The sequence below is a fragment of the Rothia endophytica genome (assembly GCF_928381505.1).
GTDB lineage: Bacteria > Actinomycetota > Actinomycetes > Actinomycetales > Micrococcaceae > Rothia > Rothia endophytica_A.
The window spans coordinates 24197-45187 of sequence record NZ_CAKMSJ010000008.1 but is presented as its reverse complement, the minus strand read 5'-3'; the positions used below and the strand labels follow the sequence as shown (position 1 = coordinate 45187).

The 20991-nt window shown below is 57.3% G+C and carries 21 protein-coding genes and 1 tRNA gene; 9 read left to right on the top strand and 13 right to left on the bottom strand.

Annotated elements, in window-relative coordinates; translation table 11 throughout:
* Positions 1 to 5: 5 nt before the first annotated feature.
* The 3 genes from purE to L6990_RS09510 all read left to right on the top strand — a co-directional run bounded on the left by purE (position 6) and on the right by L6990_RS09510 (position 3402).
* Entirely contained in the window at positions 6 to 635 is a 630-nt protein-coding gene (gene purE, locus L6990_RS09520; RefSeq protein WP_237203888.1) for a 5-(carboxyamino)imidazole ribonucleotide mutase, read from the top strand.
* A gap of 155 nt (positions 636 to 790) precedes the next feature.
* Entirely contained in the window at positions 791 to 2365 is a 1575-nt protein-coding gene (locus L6990_RS09515) for an LCP family protein (RefSeq protein WP_237203887.1), read from the top strand.
* A gap of 17 nt (positions 2366 to 2382) precedes the next feature.
* Positions 2383 to 3402, top strand: coding sequence for a lipid II:glycine glycyltransferase FemX (locus L6990_RS09510; RefSeq protein ID WP_237203886.1), 1020 nt, complete (start codon positions 2383 to 2385; stop codon positions 3400 to 3402).
* Between the two features lie 56 nt (positions 3403 to 3458).
* On the opposite strand, the gene glpX is transcribed toward L6990_RS09510, so the two are convergent.
* Positions 3459 to 4454: a class II fructose-bisphosphatase gene (glpX, locus tag L6990_RS09505; protein WP_237203885.1), complete on the bottom strand. Its 996-nt coding sequence runs from the start codon at positions 4452 to 4454 to the stop codon at positions 3459 to 3461.
* A 201-nt stretch (positions 4455 to 4655) separates the two neighbouring features.
* Between glpX and L6990_RS09500 the strand changes: the two genes are divergently transcribed.
* The 3 genes from L6990_RS09500 to L6990_RS09490 all read left to right on the top strand — a co-directional run bounded on the left by L6990_RS09500 (position 4656) and on the right by L6990_RS09490 (position 7548).
* Complete coding sequence (locus tag L6990_RS09500) at positions 4656 to 5357, top strand: DUF4245 domain-containing protein (RefSeq protein ID WP_237203884.1); 702 nt, start codon at positions 4656 to 4658, stop codon at positions 5355 to 5357.
* Positions 5358 to 5440: 83 nt separating this feature from the next.
* Complete coding sequence (locus L6990_RS09495; RefSeq protein ID WP_237203883.1) at positions 5441 to 6064, top strand: carbonic anhydrase; 624 nt, start codon at positions 5441 to 5443, stop codon at positions 6062 to 6064.
* A gap of 77 nt (positions 6065 to 6141) precedes the next feature.
* Entirely contained in the window at positions 6142 to 7548 is a 1407-nt protein-coding gene (locus L6990_RS09490; protein ID WP_237203882.1) for a class II fumarate hydratase, read from the top strand.
* A 176-nt stretch (positions 7549 to 7724) separates the two neighbouring features.
* Here the strand turns inward: L6990_RS09490 and L6990_RS09485 are convergent, their stop codons facing one another.
* From L6990_RS09485 to L6990_RS09475, 3 genes are read right to left on the bottom strand one after another with little or no spacing between them, the layout of a single operon-like run.
* Positions 7725 to 8207: an NUDIX hydrolase gene (locus L6990_RS09485; protein WP_237203881.1), complete on the bottom strand. Its 483-nt coding sequence runs from the start codon at positions 8205 to 8207 to the stop codon at positions 7725 to 7727.
* Positions 8208 to 8233: 26 nt separating this feature from the next.
* Positions 8234 to 8764, bottom strand: coding sequence for a prepilin peptidase (locus L6990_RS09480; protein WP_237203880.1), 531 nt, complete (start codon positions 8762 to 8764; stop codon positions 8234 to 8236).
* Between the two features lie 6 nt (positions 8765 to 8770).
* Entirely contained in the window at positions 8771 to 9532 is a 762-nt protein-coding gene (locus L6990_RS09475; protein WP_237203879.1) for an isoprenyl transferase, read from the bottom strand.
* Between the two features lie 152 nt (positions 9533 to 9684).
* Between L6990_RS09475 and trhA the strand changes: the two genes are divergently transcribed.
* Positions 9685 to 10434: a PAQR family membrane homeostasis protein TrhA gene (trhA, locus tag L6990_RS09470; protein WP_237203878.1), complete on the top strand. Its 750-nt coding sequence runs from the start codon at positions 9685 to 9687 to the stop codon at positions 10432 to 10434.
* Between the two features lie 77 nt (positions 10435 to 10511).
* Here trhA and L6990_RS09465 read toward each other — a convergent pair whose 3' ends face one another.
* Complete coding sequence (locus L6990_RS09465) at positions 10512 to 10853, bottom strand: hypothetical protein (protein WP_237203877.1); 342 nt, start codon at positions 10851 to 10853, stop codon at positions 10512 to 10514.
* 86 nt (positions 10854 to 10939) lie between these two features.
* Positions 10940 to 11899 (bottom strand): mycothiol conjugate amidase Mca, encoded by a 960-nt coding sequence (gene mca, locus L6990_RS09460; protein ID WP_237203954.1) that lies wholly within the window; start codon positions 11897 to 11899, stop codon positions 10940 to 10942.
* Positions 11900 to 12033: 134 nt separating this feature from the next.
* On the opposite strand from mca, the gene L6990_RS09455 reads away from it, so the two are divergent.
* Positions 12034 to 12459 (top strand): DUF4307 domain-containing protein, encoded by a 426-nt coding sequence (locus L6990_RS09455; protein ID WP_237203876.1) that lies wholly within the window; start codon positions 12034 to 12036, stop codon positions 12457 to 12459.
* 155 nt (positions 12460 to 12614) lie between these two features.
* Complete coding sequence (gene greA, locus L6990_RS09450; protein ID WP_237203875.1) at positions 12615 to 13115, top strand: transcription elongation factor GreA; 501 nt, start codon at positions 12615 to 12617, stop codon at positions 13113 to 13115.
* Positions 13116 to 13204: 89 nt separating this feature from the next.
* Here the strand turns inward: greA and ilvA are convergent, their stop codons facing one another.
* The 7 genes from ilvA to L6990_RS09415 all read right to left on the bottom strand — a co-directional run bounded on the left by ilvA (position 13205) and on the right by L6990_RS09415 (position 20989).
* Positions 13205 to 14446 (bottom strand): threonine ammonia-lyase, encoded by a 1242-nt coding sequence (gene ilvA / locus L6990_RS09445; RefSeq protein ID WP_237203874.1) that lies wholly within the window; start codon positions 14444 to 14446, stop codon positions 13205 to 13207.
* Between the two features lie 31 nt (positions 14447 to 14477).
* Positions 14478 to 15755, bottom strand: a complete 1278-nt coding sequence (locus L6990_RS09440) for an AI-2E family transporter (RefSeq protein ID WP_237203873.1) — start codon at positions 15753 to 15755, stop codon at positions 14478 to 14480.
* Between the two features lie 132 nt (positions 15756 to 15887).
* Positions 15888 to 16784, bottom strand: a complete 897-nt coding sequence (locus L6990_RS09435) for a Bax inhibitor-1/YccA family protein (protein WP_237203872.1) — start codon at positions 16782 to 16784, stop codon at positions 15888 to 15890.
* Between the two features lie 114 nt (positions 16785 to 16898).
* Positions 16899 to 17780 carry an HAD hydrolase family protein gene (locus tag L6990_RS09430; RefSeq protein ID WP_237203871.1) on the bottom strand — a complete coding sequence of 294 codons (882 nt, stop codon included), beginning with the start codon at positions 17778 to 17780 and terminating at the stop codon, positions 16899 to 16901.
* 82 nt (positions 17781 to 17862) lie between these two features.
* Positions 17863 to 17939, bottom strand: a tRNA-Leu gene (locus L6990_RS09425).
* Between the two features lie 54 nt (positions 17940 to 17993).
* Positions 17994 to 19379, bottom strand: coding sequence for an NAD(P)/FAD-dependent oxidoreductase (locus L6990_RS09420; protein WP_237203870.1), 1386 nt, complete (start codon positions 19377 to 19379; stop codon positions 17994 to 17996).
* Positions 19380 to 19594: 215 nt separating this feature from the next.
* Positions 19595 to 20989, bottom strand: a complete 1395-nt coding sequence (locus L6990_RS09415) for a S8 family serine peptidase (RefSeq protein ID WP_237203869.1) — start codon at positions 20987 to 20989, stop codon at positions 19595 to 19597.
* Between the last annotated feature and the right edge of the window lie 2 nt (positions 20990 to 20991).

Genomic DNA, 20991 nt, shown 5'->3' with positions numbered 1-20991 from the left:
CGCTCATGAGCTCACCCTACGATTCATCCAACCCCATCGTCGGCATTGTCATGGGCTCTGACTCTGACTGGCCCGTCATGGAAGCCGCAGCCCAGGTGCTCGAAGAATTCGGGATTCCTTACGAAGCTGATGTGGTCTCAGCCCACCGCATGCCCGAGGACATGATTGACTACGGCAAAAAAGCTCATGAACGCGGCATCCGTGTCATTATTGCCGGCGCGGGAGGTGCGGCACATCTGCCCGGGATGCTGGCTTCAGTGACCCCCTTGCCTGTCATTGGCGTCCCGGTCAAGCTCAAGAGCCTAGAGGGTATGGATTCTCTGCTGTCTATTGTGCAAATGCCCGCCGGTGTGCCGGTAGCTACGGTATCCATCAACGGTGCCCGCAATGCCGGTCTGCTGGCTCTGCGTATCTTGGGAAGCGGAGATGACAGCTTTGCCCGCCAGGTACGTTCAGACATGATCGACTTCGCGGCTTCACTGCGCCAGACTGCCATGGACAAGGGCTCAGCCCTGCGCGCTAAAGTCACCGAACGTATCGAGGACGCCGCTGAAGAAGCCGGCGAGCGCCCTGCCCCCGCACGCCCAGCTCCCGATGCATCAGAAAGTGATGCTAAGGCACCCTACGCCCCCTAGAGAATAGCCTTGTACCTGTGAAGTGTGCCTCCTCTCAGGGTTTAGCCCCCTTGTGCCGGTGGTACACCCAGGTTCTTTAGCTAATGTGGTGAGGCAGAGTTTTTCTCTGTTAGACAAAGAGCATATTGGTGCTGTTCAGCCCAGGGGAGGCCATCGTGTCAGATCAGCGTGATTCTCAACCCGTTCGTCCGATTAGCGGGATGCGTAGCCGTGGTCAGCATCTGGGCGAACCCAACCTGACTGATCCGTTGCATCACCCAGAAGCGGCTTCACCTGCCCTGCGGTCTAAAAGGGCGTGGATGTTTCTGCTGCTCACCTTGGTCTTACCCGGTTCTGTTCAGCTGATGACCGGCCGTAAGGTCTTAGGAAAGCGGGCACTGGCCGTGACTCTCACGGTGTGGGCTCTCATTATTCTTATGCTGGGGCTTTGGCTGATGCGCCGCACCATGGTGCTTTCGCTGTTTACCAATACCTGGTTTCTCTCGGCTTTCGCGCTGCTCCTGCTGGCTCTAGCTGCAGGCTGGGTGTATCTCTTCCTTGATACTCTGCGCGCTATCCGCCCAGGTCTTCTGGCCGGTAAGCACCGCACCCTGGTAACCCTTGGCCTGATTGCAGCAATTTTTGTCACCGGTGGTGGTTTGGGCTACGGCGCCTACATCACCTGGGTCGGTAGGGGCGCTCTCGGTTCTATCTTCGCTGACGGCGAGCTGGAAGAACAGGATGGCCGCTACAACATCCTGCTGATGGGAGGGGACGCCGGCGAAGACCGTGTGGGTCGCCGCCCGGATTCTATGACGGTGGTCAGTATTGATGCTTCAACCGGGCAGGCCATCACCATCTCGGTGCCGCGCAACCTGCAGAATGCTATCTTTGAGCAGGGCTCCCCTCTCTGGTCTGTTTACCCAGAGGGCTTCAACTGCGGGGACGAGTGCATCCTCAACGCTCTTTACCCGGATGTCACCGCTAACTATTCCGATCTTTACCCGCAGGCAGAGGATCCAGGCGCTGAGGCCACTATGGACACGGTCTCGGGGGTTTTGGGGATTACGGTCGAGAACTATCTGCTAATCGATATGAGCGGTTTTGAGCAGCTGGTGGACGCCCTGGGCGGAATCACCATTGACGTGGGAGGTTACGTTCCCATTGGCGGCGGTACCAACGAGCTCACCGGTGAGCCCAACCCCATTGACGGCTACATTGAGCCAGGTGTGCAGAAGTTAGATGGTTTCCATGCTCTCTGGTATGCCCGTTCCCGCGAGGGCGCCTCGGATTACGACCGTCAGGCACGCCAGCGGTGCGTCCAGGCTGCTATGCTCAAGCAGCTTGACCCTGCCAATGTGCTGACCAAGTTCGCCGATATCACGGCTGCAGGTGAGCAGGTGGTGGAAACCAATATTCCTCAGAGCGGTTTGTCCCAGCTGGGTGATGTGGCGCTGGAGTCCAAGGACTACGATCTGATTCAGTTCGCCGCTGGGCCACCCTACTTCAGCGAAGATTTCCCCACCTACCCTGACTTTGACCAGCTCCATGCAGCGGTTGAAAAGATGATTTCTGAGTCGGCTCAGGGCATCGCACCCACTGCGACTACTGCCCAGGGTGGGTCTTCTGCCTCTGAAATTGCTGGCTCTAGTAGGGCCGCCGTCTCGGGCACCGTAACGGTCGAAACTGTTGCCTTCCGCGCGCAACTAGCTAGTGAGCTCTCCCCCAATGGCACCTGCTCCGTGCCCTAACCGGTAGACTGAACGCCATGAGTAACATTCTGCAGTCAGATATTTGGGCTAAACTTCAGGAACATAATGGGCACACGGTAGTGCGGGGTTCGGGCGAAGGCTGGAACTACATGGCAACCGTTGAAGGTGGCTCCACAGGGCGTTACCTTTATGCTCCCTACGGCCCTGAGGCAGAAAACGCTGCAGCCTTTGATGCGGCCATAGCCGATATGAAGAGAGTTGCTGCCGAGCACAAGTGCTGGTTCATTCGTGTGGAGCCAACTAACGACAGCATTTGGGGCCAGCAGAGCGGTGAGGCTTTCTTGGCAGCGCGAGGGTTCAAGCTCTCCCCCCGTCAGATTCAGCCCGGTCATACCCAAATTATTGACCTGACACTCTCTGAGGGTGAACTTCTGAAGGGCATGATTTCCTCTAACCGAAACCTGCACCGCAATATCCATAAAAAGGGTGTGACGTTTGAGAAGTCGCAGAACCCTGAGGACGTCAAAATTCTTCTGCACTACCTCAATGAGACTGCAGAGCGCCTTGGTTTTAATCGCCAACAGGACGACTACCTGATGAACGTGGCTAAGATTTTGATGCCTGAGGACGCCGCCACTCTCTTTATCGTTAAGGTCGACGGCGAACCTATCGGTGCCTCCCTTTGCTACGACTCAGACGATACCCGCGTCTACGCCCATACTGCAGTTAGCTTTGAGCACCGCAAGCTCAAAGCGGGTAACCCGCTGCTCTCCACCATCATTATGGACGCTAAGGAGAAGGGCCTGAAATACATGGATCTCTTCGGCATTGCTCCCAATGATGACCCTAACCATGAGTGGGCAGGTTTTACGCAGTTCAAGAAGTCTTTTGGCGGCGAGTCAGTGGCTTTCCCCGGAACCTGGGACCTGCCGGTATCAGCTAAGGGTTACCGCGCTTACCAGGGTATCCGAGCCGCTCGCGAGGGCGTAGCTCAGGCTAAGAAGCTGGTCCAGACCAAGGTGCTACCGGCCGCCAAGAAGACGGTCGCCACCGTTCGTACCAAGGTCGGCAAGTAGAACTTAGGTTGACCCACAAAAAACGCCCCAGCCACATGGCTGGGGCGTTTTTGTCATTAGCGGGGCATGGTACCGGCTACGCTGGTGAGGTAGCGTGAGAGCTTATGCTCAGCTTCGATGAGTCGCACGGTGCCTGAGAGCGAGCGCATAACCAGCGACTGGGTGGTGACGGTGTCCCGACCATAGCGCACACCGCGGAGCAGTTTGCCGTCGGTGATACCTGTAGCTGCGAAGAAGCAGTTATCGGTAGTCACCAGGTCATCGGTATTCAGCACGGCGTCCAGGTCGTGACCAGCATCGAGAGCTTTTTGGCGTTCAGCATCGTCTACGGGCGCCAGGCGCCCTTGAATGACGCCTCCGGTTGCCTTGATAGCGCAGGCAGCGACAATACCTTCGGGGGTACCGCCGGTGCCCATCATGAGATCAACACCGGTGCCTTCGCGGCAGGCTGCGATGGCACCAGCCACGTCGCCGTCCAGAATCATGCGGGTGCGAGCGCCGGTGGTGCGAATATCTTCAACCAGCTTGGCGTGGCGTGGGCGGTCGAGCACACAGACCGTGAGCTGGTTGATGTGTGTGCCCTTAGCTTTAGCCACCAGGTGTAGGTTTTGTTTGACCGGTAGGCGCAGATCCACCATATCGGCGGCTTCGGGGCCGGTCACCAGTTTTTCCATGTAAAAGACGGCTGAGGGGTCAAACATGGTGCCGCCTTCAGCAACCGCGATGACCGAGAGGGCGTTATCCATGCCCAGGGCGGTGAGGCGGGTGCCGTCGATTGGGTCTACAGCAACGTCAAACTTAGCGCCGCTACCATCACCGACCTGCTCACCGTTGAAGAGCATAGGGGCTTCGTCTTTTTCGCCTTCACCAATCACCACGGTGCCGTTGAAGTGAACCGTCTTGAGGCGGGCGCGCATGGCATCTACCGCGGCTCCGTCTGCCATGTTTTTGTCTCCAGCACCTACGAGCGGGCCGGAGGCGATCGCTGCGGCTTCGGTAGCACGCACTAGTTCTAGGGCTAGGTTACGGTCTGATGTGTAGGGTTCGGTCATCTTCTCACCTTTGAGTTGTTGCTCCGGGGCACCTCGGCGTGCTGGTCCCGGTGTGGCTATGTACCTCTATTCAGCCTACTCTCTTCCAGGCTTTGTTGAGGGACATTTACGGAACACCCGATGAGGGTGAGGTAGGTCATGAACAAAAGGCGGTAAGGTGTGTCTTCGATTTCTGTGCTCTGGTAGGTCATACTAGAAAGCGTGACTTCATCGAATAATAGTCCCGGTTTCCAGCCCTCAGCGCAGCCTGCCGACGCTCCGGCGTCCTCTGATGCGCAAGGGGGTGAGCAGGTGCTGCCTCAGATTACTGAAAAACAAGCAAGGCGTATTAACGCTCCGGCGAGAAACATGGTTATTTCGATGGTGGTGATGATGCTACTCATCATCCCCGTGCTCTGGCTGATGCCGCAACCCAACAAGAACCCCTACCGGCCCACCGTGGATGTGCCGGTGGTTGCCTATGAGGCAAGCCGTGAGGCTGGCTACCACGTGGCTGCAGCCGAGCAGGAGGGCTGGCACTACAACTACGCTCGCTGGAACACCGGCGCTGCAGACGGCATTAACTTCTGGTCAAGCGGTCAGGTGACCCCCAGCAATCATTTCATCGAGCTGGTCCAGGCTCAGGACGCCAACCCCACCTGGGTTGCGCAGCAGGTAGGCAATGCAGTGCCCGAAGCGCAGGTTCAGATGGCGGGGACCGAGTGGGAGGTACGCTCCCAGGTTGACCCTGATGATAAAAAGAAAATCACCACCTCCTATATCGGGGAGCTGGAGGGCACCACAGTCGTCATGATGGGTGAAGCAGAAACTTCCGAATTTGAGTCCTTGGCAGAAGCAACGGCTGCTTACTTGAAGGCACCGTCCTCTACAGCCTCCCCCACTCCTTCCAGCGGCATTCAATAAAGTTATGCGTGTCACACTATTTCTAGTGAGCCAGCTTGCTAGCTTAGAGCCTAGAAATACTGCTTCGTAGAGAAGAGAACATTGTGAGCCTGATCGCAACACCGCAGCAAGCATGGGAACGACTGGTAGAAGGCAACGAGCGCTTCGTGGCCAACACCAGCTCTCACCCCCGCCAGGACGCCGCCCGGCGCGCTGAACTAGTCAGAGGCCAGCATCCCTTTGCCGCTATTCTGGGGTGCGGCGATTCGCGTCTTGCCGCTGAAATTATTTTTGACCTGGGTCTGGGAGACGCATTTGTGGTACGTACTGCCGGCCAGGTATTGGACGATGCGGTACTTGGCTCCTTGGAGTACTCAGCTGCTGAGCTCAACACTCCCCTCATTATGGTGCTGGGGCACGACTCCTGCGGTGCAGTCACCGCCACCCGCAATTCACTGATTTCTGGCGCCATGCCTCCAGGGTTCATCCGCAATCTCGTCGAAGGCATCTTGCCCTCGGTCATCTCACCCGATCTGCCCGATGATGCCACCATCAACGAGATGGTCATTGAACACACCCGCCAGACCGCTGCCCGTATCGCCGAGCAGTCAGCCATCATTCGTGAGGCAATCGAGGCTGGAACCGTGGCTGTCATTGGCGTTTTCTATCACCTCGCCGACGGCAAGGCTGAACTGGTCTACTCCAGCTCCCCCAGTGTCACCGATTAGTCCTGCGGCAGGGTTTTCTGCCGTCATGTTGCGCCCCAATGCGACAGGCGTCACTGCTTCGTACTAAAATCGTGGGTATGGCTGAAAACACTGAATACCGCATTGAACACGACACCATGGGCGAAGTCCGCGTACCGGTAGACGCCCTCTACCGCGCGCAGACCCAGCGTGCCGTTGAAAACTTCCCCATCTCAGGTCAGACACTGGAGTCTGCCCACATCCGCGCCCTCGCCCTCATCAAGAAGGCAGCTGCAAAGGCCAACGAAGAGCTGGGTGTGCTCGATGCTGAGCGCTCCACCGCTATCCAGAAGGCTGCAGACCTGGTCGCCGCCGGCGAGTACGATGCCCACTTCCCCATCGATGTCTTCCAGACCGGCTCTGGCACTTCGTCCAACATGAACACCAACGAGGTGCTGGCAACCCTTGCCAACCGTGAGCTTGAAGGCTCCGAGGCTGAGGTACACCCCAACGATCACGTCAACGCATCCCAGTCCTCCAACGATGTCTTCCCCACCTCAGTGCACGTGGCAGCCACCGAGGCTCTCATTAAAGACCTGGTGCCCGCTCTTGAATACCTTGCTGAATCACTTGAGCGCAAGGCTGTGGAGTTCAAGGACGTCGTTAAGTCCGGCCGCACCCACCTGATGGACGCCACCCCCGTGACCCTGGGCCAGGAGTTCGGTGGCTACGCAGCACAGGTACGCTACGGCGTTGAGCGCATCCATGCCTCACTGCCCCGCATCGCCGAGGTGCCCCTGGGTGGTACCGCTGTGGGAACCGGCATCAACACCCCTGACGGCTTTAGCGCCCGCGTCATTGAATTGCTGGCTGAAGAAACCGGCCTGCCCCTAACCGAGGCACGCAACCACTTTGAGGCTCAGGCAAACCGTGACGGCCTGATTGAGGCATCCGGCCAGTTGCGCAACATCGCCTACTCCTTCATGAAGATCAACAATGATATTCGCTGGATGGGTTCAGGGCCTAACACCGGTCTGGGCGAACTGCACATCCCCGACCTGCAGCCCGGCTCCTCCATCATGCCCGGCAAGGTCAACCCCGTGATCTGCGAAGCCGCCATCATGGTGGCCGCCCAGGTCATTGGTAACGACACCACCATCGCCCTGTCCTCCACCAACGGTGCTTTTGAGCTCAACGTGGGCATCCCCGTCATGGCGGCTAACCTGCTGCAGTCCATCCGTCTGCTGGCCAACACCTCCCGCGTGATGGCTGAGAAGATGATTGACGGCTTGGAAGCCAACGTGGAGCGCGCCCGCTTCCTGGCAGAGGCGTCCCCCTCCACCGTCACCCCCATGAACAAGCTGATCGGCTACGAGGCAGCAGCCAAGATCGCTAAGTACTCGGTGGCTAACAAGACCACCGTGCGCGAGGCTGTCATTGCCCTGGGCTACGTGGAGCGCGGCGAAGTGACCGAGGCTCAGCTAGACGAGGCTCTGGACGTCACCAAGATGCTGGGCAATTTCTAGACCCAGCCGAGCTCTAAGCCAAGAGCCCCCAGACGAAAGCACGGTGTGCGCCTGCCAAACCACGGCAGACGAGCACCGTGCTTTCTTTTAGGCTGGGACCTACCATTGGGGCTCCGGTGCAGCGCTTTAAGCCAGCTGGCTTAGAGTGCACCCGCCCAAAGCTCAACCCAATCTTCTTAGACAGCTTCGAAACCAAACCGTGCGCCGTCCCGGTAGTTGAGGGCAGCGTCAATACGGTCTAGCATGCGTTCACCGCAATAGTCAGCGAGCTGTTCTACCGGCACCCAGCGCACCTGGCTGGATTCTTCATCGTTGACGCGCGCTTCACCCGAGATGTAGCGGCAGTAGAAGGTGTGATCTAAGAACTGGCAGCGGTCGCCATTGGTGAACTGCTGAGGAGGATCAGCCTTGAGCTGGGCGAAGGCAACCACCTCGATTTCTACGTTGGCTTCTTCTTGCGCCTCTCGCAGACAGGTTAGCGCGGGGTTTTCGCCGGGGTCCACGATGCCGGTAACCGGCGTCCAATTGCCGTTATCGGAGCGTCGCACCAGCAGAATATCCCCGTTATCGCGCTGGATGACGGCGGTGGCACCGGAGAGCCAGAGCAGTTCACTGCCGATTTTCTTTCGCAGGGAGGTAATAAATTCTGGGGTGGGCATGAGCATACCTTTCTAGGAGGTAGGAATCAGGCGGGGAAGATGACTGCTAGTGCCGTGCCCAGCAGCATGAAAGGACCAAAAGCGATGTGGGTCTTGGTGCTGGCGCGGCGGGTGAGTACCAGGGCTAGTGCCCAGAGCCCACCGAAGAGGAAGATGAGCAGGTTGCCCCACAGCAGGTTAGTGGGTGAGAAGAAGCCCAAGAGCATGCCCAGCACGCCGGCAAGTTTGACGTCGCCGAAGCCCAAAGCGCGGCGGGAGGCTAGGCGCATCACCCAGTAGAAACCCATCATGAGCACCCCGCTGTAGGCAATCTCGCGAGCATCATGAAAGGTGTTTGACCCCAGAAAAGCAACGGCAAAAAGGGGAATCCCAACTCCTGCGTACAGGGGCAGAACCAGTCGGTCAGGTAGGCGGTGTTCCCGCACATCGATAGCCCAGAGCTTCCAGGCAGTAACCAGAAAGTAGCCCAGCGTCCACACCAGTAAAAGGGCTGAAGCGCCGGTACGCCAGTCCCCGCTCAGCCCCCGAGCGGCAAAATCCGCAATAAGTGTCAGCATCGAGCCCTAAGAACCGAAGCGACGCTGCCGCTGGGCGTAGTCACGGAGGGCCCGCAGAAAGTCAACGCGGCGGAAGTCCGGCCAGAGCGCCTCGCAGAAGTAGAATTCAGAGTAGGCAGACTGCCAAGTCATAAAGCCAGAAAGACGCTGCTCACCGGAGGTACGAATCAGCAGGTCGGGGTCCGGCATACCGCTGGTGTAGAGATGGCGGGAAATATCGTCGATGGTGATGCTCTCAGCCAGCTCTGCTAAGGACGCCCCTCCCTCAGCGGCCTCTCGCAGTAGGCCGCGCACGGCGTCCGCGATTTCCTGGCGGCCGCCGTAGCCCACCGCCACATTAACCTGCAGGTCCTGCACGTTTTCGGTCTGGGCAGTTGCACATTCAAAGGCAGATCTCAGGCTATCTGGCAAGGACTCCAGCTGACCCACCGCTCGGACGCGGGCCAGCCCAGACTCAGCCAGCTGACCAATAAACCCTTCAATGACCTCTACCAAGTCGGTGAGCTCTTCGCTGCTTCGTTTGAGGTTCTCGGTTGAAAGCATGTAGAGAGTGACCATGGGAATTTTAAGCTCAGTGCACCACCCCAAAAATTCGATAATGCGCGCAGCACCGGCCTGGTGCCCGTGCTTGGTGCTCTGACCCAACAAAGCCGCCCAACGGCGGTTACCGTCCACCAGAACACCGATGTGCTGGGGCAACTTTTCAACGGGCAAGGAGGCCGCCAGCGACCGCTCATACACCGTGTAGAGGGGTTGAGGTAGTTTCATGCTGGCTCCTGACCGATCAGAGAGGTTTTTCACTCCCCTATTCTAGCCCTTTGCCCTGGTGCCGGGCGCTGTCTCATCAGCCCACAGCTCAAGATCACTGCGCGTCCAAGCATCTACTTCTCACCAGAATTTATACCAGTCATACTAAATGTATGGAAAAGACCACCAACTCACCGTCCTCCGGCCAGCAGGTAGCACCTCATGACCGTTCCCACGGGGTCATGGAGCGTCTTAGTGAAACCCAGCACGAAATCATGGAGTTCTACCGTCTCAACGGTAAACCTAAAATGCGCGGCTGGATTCATGCGGCCTTCGCACCCGTAGCCTTTATTGCTGGCATCGTCCTCATTGCCCTTTCAGGGGGCGGAACCCTTGCTCTTGCCTGCGCCGTTTTCGCCCTGACCGGTGTGCTGCTCTTTGGTGTCTCGGGCATGTACCACCGTGGCTTCTGGCCGGCTAAAGCGCGTATGCTGCTCAAGCGGCTGGATCACGCTAACATTGCCCTGCTCATTGCCGGCACCTATACCCCCATCGCACTCACTCTGCTGAGCGGAACCAAGCAGGCAGTCCTGCTCTGGACGATCTGGGGGTGTGCACTATCGGTGGTGCTCTTCCGCGTACTCTGGACGGGTGCTCCCCGCTGGCTCTACACCCCGATTTACATGATGATGGGTCTCTTAGCGGTCTTCTTCCTCGGTGATTTCTGGCAGGTATCACCTACCGCCATGATTCTGATTGCCACAGGCGGCGCCTTCTACATCGTTGGCGCTATCTTTTACGCCAGCAAGTGGCCGCGCATGTCCCCCTCCATCTTTGGTTTCCACGAACTTTTCCATGCCTGCACCGTGATCGGTTTTATTCTGCACTACATTGCGGTCATGCTGGCAATTTTCGCGGTATAGCACAGGAGCATAAGAAAAACCTGGCACCCCCCCCTGTGGGGCTGCCAGGTTTCTTTTATGGTCTTAGGGCACGGTACCTAGTGCGGGCGGCGCAAGTGATCCTGCGCTACCACCGCTTCATCTTTGACAGTGGGGTGCACTTCAGGGGTAGCAGCTTGGGCAGCGGACGCCGCGGCCTCAGCCTTCGCTAGCTCCTCAGCTTCACGGGCAATGGCATATTCGCTCCGATAGCGCAGACGGCGAGCGCGGCGGGTTAGGTCAAGACCCAGCATCACGATGACCACGGCCAGAACGAAGGTCACTCCGAAACCGACGATTCCGGGAGACCCGCGGAAGGTGCCATCAGGGTTAACCGTGGTGATGACGGTGGGGGTCGCTTCTGCTGCAACGGTGAGGGCTGCAAGGGTCAGAGATGACACGGTTGGGCATCCTTAGGGTCGTGGAACGTAAAAAGCGCTTAGGCCTGTCTCCCATTATAGGTGGTGGGGAAGATAGCTTACCCTTCTTAGCGCGCTGCGTAATCAATACCTGCTGCGAAGCAGGTTTCTGGCAGTTGGGAGCTGACTCTGCTGAAAGCTAGTACGTAGTCTTCAAAGGGCCAGATCTGGCTTTGCTCCTGGGGGCTGATAGCAAAGAAGAGGGAGTCGGGTGCAACCTGTGACTGATGGGCCAGTAGAGCTGCATCTCGCTGGTCAAAGTGGTCTGCTGCAAGGATGCGGGTGGTGGTTTTGTGGCGGGAAACCGGTGGGGTGTGCCCCTTGCCGTCACCTTCCATTGCCTCAGCTACCCAGCGAGCAAAGGGTGATTCGTGCCCCTGCTCCACCAGGTAGGTGTGGAAAGTTGTCATACGATCTGGGCTGAAGGCACGGTCGTAGTAAATCTTGGAGACTTCCCAGGGGGCACCGATGCCCGGGTAGGCGGTGGCGTCCCCAGCTTTCTCGTAAGCCTCCATAGCTACCCGATGGCTCATAATATGATCGGGGTGGGGGTAGCCGCCGATCTCGTCGTAAGCGAGAATCACGTGGGGCTTGAAGTCTCGCACCAGCCGAATGAGAGGCGCGGCAGCCTGTTCAAGGGGTAGCGTTGCGAAGGAGCCAAAGGGCAAAGGCGGCAGGGGGTCACCTTCAGGAAGACCGGAATCGACAAAACCCACCCAACGGTGTTCTACACCCAGAATTTCAGCTGCTTTTTTCATCTCGGACCGCCGAACTCCCGGTAGGTCACGGTGAGCTGCCGGGTTGCTATCAACCTCAGCGTTTAAAATATCGCCGCGTTCACCGCCTGTCATGGATGCAACCATCACGCGCGCTCCGCGCTGAACGTAAGCTGCCATGGAAGCGGCGCCCTTAGAGGACTCGTCATCGGGGTGGGCATGCACTGCTAAGATGCGCAAACCGGTGTAGTCCTCCTCAAGCGGAGCAAGGTGCGCACGATCAAAGAGAGGTTGTGACTGAGGTGTATTCATCATGATGCTTTCGGCGCTAGGAGGTGAATCGGTGAGTGAGAAACGGTATCGTGGGAGTGGTAACCCGATGTTTTGCTGTGCTCAATTCTAGCGAAAGAGCAGAGCACCATAAACCTCAGTATTACCCCAGATGAATGAGCACAATGACCGCACCCACCCTTTCACACCGCTATGGCCAGCCCACCCAGCGTAGAAAACTACCCGCATCGTTCTGGTACGTCCTAGCAGCGCTGGGCGTTGCCCTAGGTGTGGCGTTTGTCCTTTGGGTGCAGGTCTCTTCGCAGGGTAATCCCACAGCCCGGGACATCGGATTCACGCTGACCAGCGATAACGAAGTTGATGTCACCTTTGAGGTGAGCAAAAACCCCGAAGATACCGCAGTGTGCGCGCTCAAGGCTCTTAACCCTTCAGGGGCGCCGGTGGGCTGGAAAGAAGTCGCTATTGGCCCCTACGCCGATGAAAACGGCAACGGCATCTCAGTACAAACCGTAGCCTTTCGCACACTCGGTGCTGCGCATACCGTAACCATTGATACCTGTTGGATCCCTGAAAATAAGTAGTTCTTTAGCTCAGGGGAGAACATTGGTCTAAGACCAGCCTCTATGGGTAAACTGGGTCACATATATCTCAGGGCGGCACCCAGTTAGCGGGTGCCTCTCTCGTTAGTAGCGGATCTTACCCAGCGTATCGGGAAGCTCGCGTCCAAGGAGGAAAAATGGCTGAAAACGAAGGCGCCTGGCTCACCCAGGAAGCATACGACCGTCTGCAGGCTGAACTCGATCATCTTTCTGGCCCTTACCGCCAGGAAATCGTGGAGCGCATCTCGGCTGCTCGCGACGAAGGTGATCTGAAAGAAAACGGCGGCTACCACGCAGCCCGCGAAGAGCAGGGCAAGAACGAGGGCCGCATTGCCCAGCTCAAGCACCTGCTAGAAAATGCCCAGGTCTCGGATAAGCCCGTTGCAGACGACGGCATTGTTGAGCCCGGCATGGTTATTAAGGCAGAAATTGGCGGTAAAGCGCTGAGCTTCTTGCTGGGCTCCCGCGAAGTTGCTGACTCCCTGGTGGGTGACAGCGAACTGCAGGTTTTCAGCGAAAAGTCACCTATGGGTTCCGCCATCAACGGTCACAAGGTTGGCGACGAGCTTTCCTACGAAGCACCCAATGGCAAGCAGATTCCCGTCAAGATCATCTCAGCTAAGCCCTTTACCGGCTAAAAGCTCGCGATAGACTAAGGCCCCGGCGTCCTCACCCGTGATGGTGAGAATGCCGGGGCCTTATTGTATGTCAGTCAGAAAAGCCAGGTTTACTGCACGACGATGGGCTGGTAACCCTCAGCCTCTAGGGCAGCGATGACCTCTTTACAGTGCTCGGCGCCCTTAGTTTCCATATCGATGGTAATTGAAACATCGCCCATGGACAGAGCACCGCCTAAGCGGGTGTGGTCCACGCCGGTCACGTTGGCGTCGTGCTCAGAGATAATGCGTGAAATTGAGGTGAGCTCACCGGGGCGGTCGGTCAACATCAGTTTGATAGTCATGAACCTACCCGCAGCTGATAGACCGCGTTGGATAACCTTGAGCATCAGCATGGGGTCAATGTTGCCGCCAGAGAGCAGGCAGACAGTGGTGCCCAAGTCGCCATACTTCTCGGTCAATGAACCGCTCATGAGCGCAGCAACCGATACAGAACCTGCAGGTTCAACCACCAGCTTGTTGCGCTCAAGAAGGAAGATGAGCGCACGGGCGATATCGTCTTCAGAGACGGTATGAACATCGTCCACCAGGGATTTGATGATGGTAAAAGGCAACTGACCAGGGCGGCCCACCGCAATACCGTCAGCGATGGTCGAAACCTTTTTCAGGGGTACTAAGGCATCCGCTGCCAGTGAGGGCGGGTAGGCAGCAGCGTGTTCTGCTTGCACACCGATGATGCGGATTTTTTTGCCCAGCTCTTTCTCCTTGGCACGTACCGCCACAGAAAGGCCGGCCAGTAGCCCGCCACCACCCACGCCAACCAGGATGGTATCTACATCAGGGACCTGATCGAGAATCTCAAGGCCCAGGGTTCCTTGGCCAGCGATGATGTCTTCGTTGTCGAAGGGGTGCACAAAAATCGCACCGGTCTGCTGGGCATACTGCTTGGCTTCTGCGAGAGCATCGTCCACGGTGTTGCCGTGTAAGATCACCTCAGCACCGTGGCTGCGGGTTGCAGCAATTTTAGGCAGGGCTGCACCGCGCGGCATATAAATTCGGGCTGCAATCCCCAGGCGCGAGGCCGCGAGGGCTACACCCTGGGCATGGTTACCCGCTGATGCTGCCACGACACCCAGCGCTTTCTCAGCGTCACTGAGCTGCGCCATACGGACGTAGGCACCGCGTACCTTGAAAGAACCGGATCGTTGCAGATTCTCACACTTGAGAAAGACCTCGGCCCCCAGAATCTCACTGAGCGCGCGGGAGTGAGCCACAGGGGTGCGCTCAATAACGCCTTCAAGCAGGTTGGAGGCGTTTTGGATATCTGCAAGCTGAACGGGCAGTGCTTCCACTGATGTCTACCTTTGTATTGTGGGCTGGTTGCTAACGGGCTGCTGAAGAATCAGGAGCGGCAGAGGTCTCAACCGCTTCTGCGGTAGCTTCCTGCTTCTTTTCTATTTCCTTCTTGCGTTCTAAGCGTTCCTTAACTTTTTCAGCAATCGCTTTTTTGTTGCGGCGCTTTATTTCGTGCGGATAGAGGAACTCACTCTGCCTAATATCTGGGTCCCTCTCCCACTCTCGTCCGGTCAGGTATCTCACCACCGTGTTGACGATTGCAAGCACAGGCACAGCAAAGAGAGCGCCGATAATACCGTAAAGGGTTGAACCGGCGATGACCACGATGACGACGGCAAGCGGGTGCAGAGAGACCGCCTTACCCATGACCAGGGGCTGAAGAATGTTTGATTCAACCTGCTGCACGATCAGCACCATGATCAGCATGATAAGGGCGTTGATAGGTCCGTTAGCTACCAGAGCGAGCAGTACCGCGATGGCGCCGGTCAGAAGTGCACCAACCACGGGAATAAAGGAACCCAGGAAAACCAGGACACCCAGGGGGAAAGCTAGCGGCACGCCCAAGAAGAAGGCCGAGAGACCAATACCCACGGCGTCCACCGCTGCTACGAAGACCTGTACGCGCACGTAGCTGACCAGTGACTTCCAACCACGACGGCCAGCCCCGTTGACGGCAAGGCGTGAGCGGCGTGGGAAAAGCTTAACGATGAAGAGCCAGATACGCTCACCCTCCATGAGGAAGAAGATGAGAGTGAAGAGCACGATAACGGTGCCAGTGCCGATATCAGCGGCGGTTGAGCCCACGCTGGCAACACCACTGATGATGCTGGATGTGTTGTTTTGGATCGCCTCGGTAAGCTGGCTAATGTAGCCATCAATGCGATCGGCACCCAGGTCAATGGGGAGGTTGTTGAGCAGGGCAACCAACTGATTCCAGCCCTCTGCCACCTGGTCAGACAGTGATGAGAACCCAGCGGTCAGTTGCTGGCCAACGAGCGTTAGCAGGCCGATAACGCCAGCGATAAGACCGATTTCGGTGATAGCTGTTGCGATACCTGCATGAATTTTGTTTTTCCGCAGGAAGTAAACGACAGGGGACACGAGCCCTGCCAAAAGCGCGGCAATCATGATAGAAATGACGATCAGCGAGATCTTGGAGAACATCCAGTAGAGCGCAGCCGCGGCAATACCCACGACCAGCAGGCGCCACGACCAGCCAGCCGCTATCTGAAGCGCGGGTGAAACATAGTGGGCAGAGGGCTCTTGGGTATCTCTGCTTCTGGTGTCGGGGACTTGTACACTCATATTTTTATCTTCCCATGATTATCTCGTGCTTGTTCTAGGTATCTCATATACCGGCGATAAAGGAACTTGTACGCGAGAAGGGGGAGGGATGCTCAACGCTTCTCCCTCCCCCTTCTGGTACTGGATTATGGTTTAGTTATCTGCCATGGATCGCACGAAGTAAATGACGCGCAGAATCTCGATGTAGAGCCACACGAGGGTGACGATCAGACCGAAGGCAAGACGCCAGGATTCGCGCTCAGGCTGACCCATCTTCACTGCTTCACTGACGTTGGTGAAGTCAAGCAGCAGCGAGTAGGTCGCCAGTAGCACGGCGAAAAGACCGATAATGAGCCCCAGCGGAATGCCCATGATGGTGATATCACTGCGCATGTTGTAGCTGAAGAAGATTGCTGAGCCCAGGTTGATGAGAGCAAAGACGGCGTAGGAGATGGTCGCAATCATGAAGAAACGGGTCATCTTAGCGGTAGCGCGAATCTTGCCTGATGAGTAGAGAGTCAGCACAGTGGCAAAGACAATCAGTGTGGCAAGGACAGCCTGCACCACAATGCCGGGGTACATCGTCTCGAAAACACCAGAAATACCGCCCACCAGCAGACCCTGTGCGAAAGAGTAAGCCATGACCAAGGCAGGTGAAACCTTTTTCTTCACTGCGTTGGTGATGCCCAGTGCCAGGCCGGCGATCATGCCAACAAACATCAGAGCAGGGAAAGCCCAGCCGATCACGGCTGCAAAGACGACAATGCCGAGGTTTAGACCGGTCTTGACGATGACGTCGTTGATGGTCAGACGGTTAGTATCAGCAGGGCCTGCGGTGCCCGCACCGTACATCTGGTTCAGCTCTTCTGCAGTCGGCTGAGCGTACTGCTGCTGACCGTAGGGGTTCTGCCCATACTGGGGCTGCTGGTAGTTACCGTAGGTCTGCTGACCGTAGGGGTGAGCGGTTGTGGTGCCGCCAGCACCGAACTGACCAAAGCGGGAATCGCCCTTTGGCTTGGTCATGCTGTTGAGAAGTGGGTTACCTGCCACGGCTGTGTTCTCCTAATGGTAGTCGTGGAAACGTTACTTGTTAGCCTACCGAAAAGTATGCTTCTTTGCTGGGTATTTTTCTCTGGGCTATAAGCTCCCCAGGCAACTTTCAGACTAAGAATCAGTAAGGGTCTTTTCGATGTGGTCCAGCACGGCGCCGTCCCTGTTGCTGCCAATGCTAAAGTTCGCTTCAGCCAGCAGGCGTGGGTCACTTTCTTCCATAGCGATAGCTATGGCTGCGTACTGGAACATTTCAAGATCGTTCCCGGAATCCCCATAGGCTATGGTCTGGCTCTGCGGGATACCCAAATAGTCAGCCAACCATGACAGACCGTGCCCCTTGTGATTGCCGGTAAGAATGAGATCAATCGCCCCAAAACCAGATGAGGTGGGGGTAATCCCCTTGGGCAGAGTCTCCTCCAGCATGCTCATGGTCTTGTAAACATCGGCGGAGGAATCGGTGTTCAGAGCAATCTTGACCACCGTATCCGTAATAGCTTCTACATCGTCAATTGTCTCAACGTTGGGGTAGAAAGGACGAACCACGCTTAGAGGATCAGCAGGATCGCAACCCGGTATTTCCATACCGGTGGCAGAGAGATGCGAGTGAACGATTGCTGAAATGATGTCAAGGCGGTCAGCCGGAATGTAGGAGTGATGTCGGCAGGAAACAATGATGCCTATCTCCGGGTGCTGGTGCAGGGCCTCTAGTGTGCCATGGACCAGCTGGGGGCTAAAACCCCAAAGCGCCAGGTCTCTGCCCTGATTGTGAATGATGGCACCGTTTTCTGCGATGTAGTGCAGGTTAGCGTGGTGTTCGTGCCCCGCCAAATATTCGTCCACCTTGGGCATCTGGTTTCCGGTAGCTATCGCCAAGTGCGACCCCTCCGCAGCCATCAGCTCAAGAACGCGGTCCAGTTGCTCATGGTTATAGGTTTTGGTGTCGGTGAGAAGGGTTCCATCGAGGTCAACGGCAAAGAGGCGTGGAGTAGTCATGCGGGGCTTTCGGTTACATACTAAAAGGGTGTGGGTTCTTACTATGCAAAAGGCCCGGTGCTACTAGCACCGGGCCTTGATGTGGTGCCCCTACTGGGACTCGAACCCAGAACACAAGGATTTTAAGTCCTCTGCCTCTGCCAATTGGGCTATAGGGGCGCACGGTGCCCGCACACTAAGTGAGGGCACCCATCATTTTATACCAGAAAAAGGTTAGAGACGTGCCTTCTCTTTTTCAGGTGCGGTGCCGGTTGCTTCCTGGAAAGCGCGGCGGGGTGAACGCTGGTGGCGGATGGAGGAGGTGTCTCGACCGAAGATCTGGTTGAGAGCCCAAGTTGCCATGACGCGTGCGGTGCGCTCGGTAGTGGGGATTGCGGTACCGTGGTAGCCGCGGTGCATAATCCAAGCCAGGGGACCGCCGATGGTCTTGCCCTTGAAGTTAGCAACGCCCTTCCACAGACCCAGACCAGCAACAACGCCGATGGTCTCGTGGTAGTAGTCAGTCAGTGACTCACCGCGGCGGTTAGCCAGCAGGTTTTCAGCCAGCTTAACTGCCTGACGTGAGGCGTGCTGAGCGTTAGGTACGCAGAAGCCACCCACGCCGCCACCGGTGAGGTCGGGAACAGCAGCGTTATCGCCTGCAGCCCAAGCGCCTTCGATGACGCCCTCGTCACCGGTGATGCGAAGGTCAGCACCTACACGCACACGACCGCGCTCATCGATGGGGAAATCGGTGTTCTTGAGCATGGGAGAGGCTGCGACACCTGCAGTCCAGATGAGGGTGTCGGTATCCAGTTCACCGGCAGGTGACTTGTCGCCCATGTTGATGAGCTGCAGATGACCGTCGGTTGCATCTGACAGTGAGGTGTTGAGCAGAACTTCGATGCCGCGGCCGCGCAGTTCAGCAACAACCTTCTCAGCACGATCTGCGGGGACCTCGGGCATGATGCGGGGGGCAGCTTCAACCATGACGAAGCGGATGTCAGAAACGCGCAGGCGCTCATTACGGTTAACAGCTTCGCGGGCCATGTCTTCGAGTTCTGAGATGGTCTCAACACCGGCGAAACCACCACCAACGATCACGAAGGTCAGGGCGCGACGGCGGGCGTCCTCATCGAGTTCGAGGGAAGCAACTTCGATGCGTTCCAGTACCCAGTTGCGAACAGAAACAGCTTCTTCAACGGTCTTCATACCGATGGCAACTTCTGCCAGGCCGGGGATGGGGAAGGCACGGGTTACTGAACCAGCACCGATAACGATTTCATCGTAGGTCAGTTCAAAGTTCTCGCCAGCGTTGATGGGTTCAATGGTGGCGGTCTTGGTGGCGTGGTTGATAGCTACAACGCGGCCGCCAATGATTTCGGAGTCGCGCAGGTGCTGACGCAAGGGAACGGTTGCGTTACGGCCTTCCATGGAACCAGCAGCAACTTCAGGGAGGAAGGGCTGGTAGGTCATGTAGGGGTTGGGGTCTACAACGGTGACAACGCCACCGGACTCCTTGATAACCTTCTGAATCTTCTGAGCGACGGTGAAACCGACGTAGCCGCCACCGACGATGAGAACGCGAGGGCGGTCCTGTGCAATCTTATTGAAAGCCATTGAGTTTGCTACTTCCTGTTGGTTGTTTGCCGGTGTACGGCAAAAAGTCTCCATGCTTATCTTGCCACTTTTGGCGCCTTTAAGCACGGTTTGAGGGAAAGGTCTTAGGTTTGGTGCGGGTCTATTTTCTCACGTTTTTCAATTTCTAGGCGGCTAGACCAGAGTCACCAGAAAGGTGGGGGCAAAGTGCCGGGTGAGAGTCTGATTGACTGGTTTTATCGGCGGCGGCTTGCGCGGCGGGTCAGTGAGTCCAGACGGCGCAGGCTACCGGATGTAATCACCACAATCCAAAAACCGAAGGCCGTCAGCACGATGAAGGGCAGGATGCCCGAATCTTCAGCTGGACGCACGGGCTGAGGGGCAGCAACTGCCTCGATGGTTTCTCCCTCTTCATGCACTGGGGCAGCAGTGGGACTGGAAGTGGGGCTTGCTGTGCCGGTGTGTTTACGGTGCACCGAAACCCACTCTTTCATCGATCCCAGGGGATTAGACTCAGCTGAATCGGGTGTATCGGGATCTAGCGCCCGTTGCGGGTTGATCACCCCGAAACCGTAGAAAGCGTCGCGCCCGCTCTCTCCCGCGTCATCAGTGCTGGAGATAATACGCTCAATGACCTGGTTACCGGTGAGGTCGGGGTACTTTTCCATGATGAGAGCGGCTAGGCCAGAAACCGTAGGTGCAGCCGCGCTAGTGCCGCTCCAGGTAGCGTACTTGTTATTGGGAATCGCGCCCACCATGGACTCACTCGGGGCTGAGACAGCGATAGAAATACCCTGAGAGGACGAGGACCAGGAATCCTTCTTACTCTTGTCTACCCCACCTACTGTGAGAACACCGGGCATGGTAGCGGGAGCACCCACCTGGGTAAGCCCAGCTCCCCTATTGCCGGCTGAGGCGATGATAATGACATCTTTTTCTTCGGCATAGGTGAAGGCAGAATCCCAGCTCTCGGGCCAAGAGGTGCTGTCTGAGCCTACCGAGAGGTTGATGATGTCCGCGCCAGCGTCCACAGCATAGCGGACGGCAGTGGGAATCTGCTCATCCACGGACTTAGTAGAGCTACCTACGGTGCCCAGCTCTAAGGAAATCGGCAAGATAGTAGCTTCTGGCGCTACACCTATCATGCCTGCAGGGCCATCCCCGGGTTCTCCTGGGTTAGCCGGAGTGCCTCCATCAGAATGTCCATGCCCGGCAATGACAGAAGCAACCAGGGTGCCGTGCTCCGGCTCGACGCCCAGGCCCTTCCAGCCCCTACCGGAGCCATTACCCGAAGCATCAAAGCCGTCAATGACATTGCCCTTGAGGTCCTGATGGTTGCCGTCGACTCCGGTATCAATGACCGCGACGGTTACCCCTTTACCGGTGGCTTCCTTCCAGAGATCCGCGAACCCATACTGCATCAGCCAGTACTGCCTCGCCCGAATGGAGTCACCGCGCGGGGTATCAATGGTGGGAACGGAGGGCAGGTGCGATGGGCTGGGGCTAGCAGAGCTGACGCCCCCGCTTGAGGACGCGCTGGGTTCAGTGGCATGGGCAGCACTAAAGCCGGTGGTCATCAGCAGAGCACTAGCAGCAAGCGCTAGAACCTGGCGAAGGCTAAACCGAGCCATGG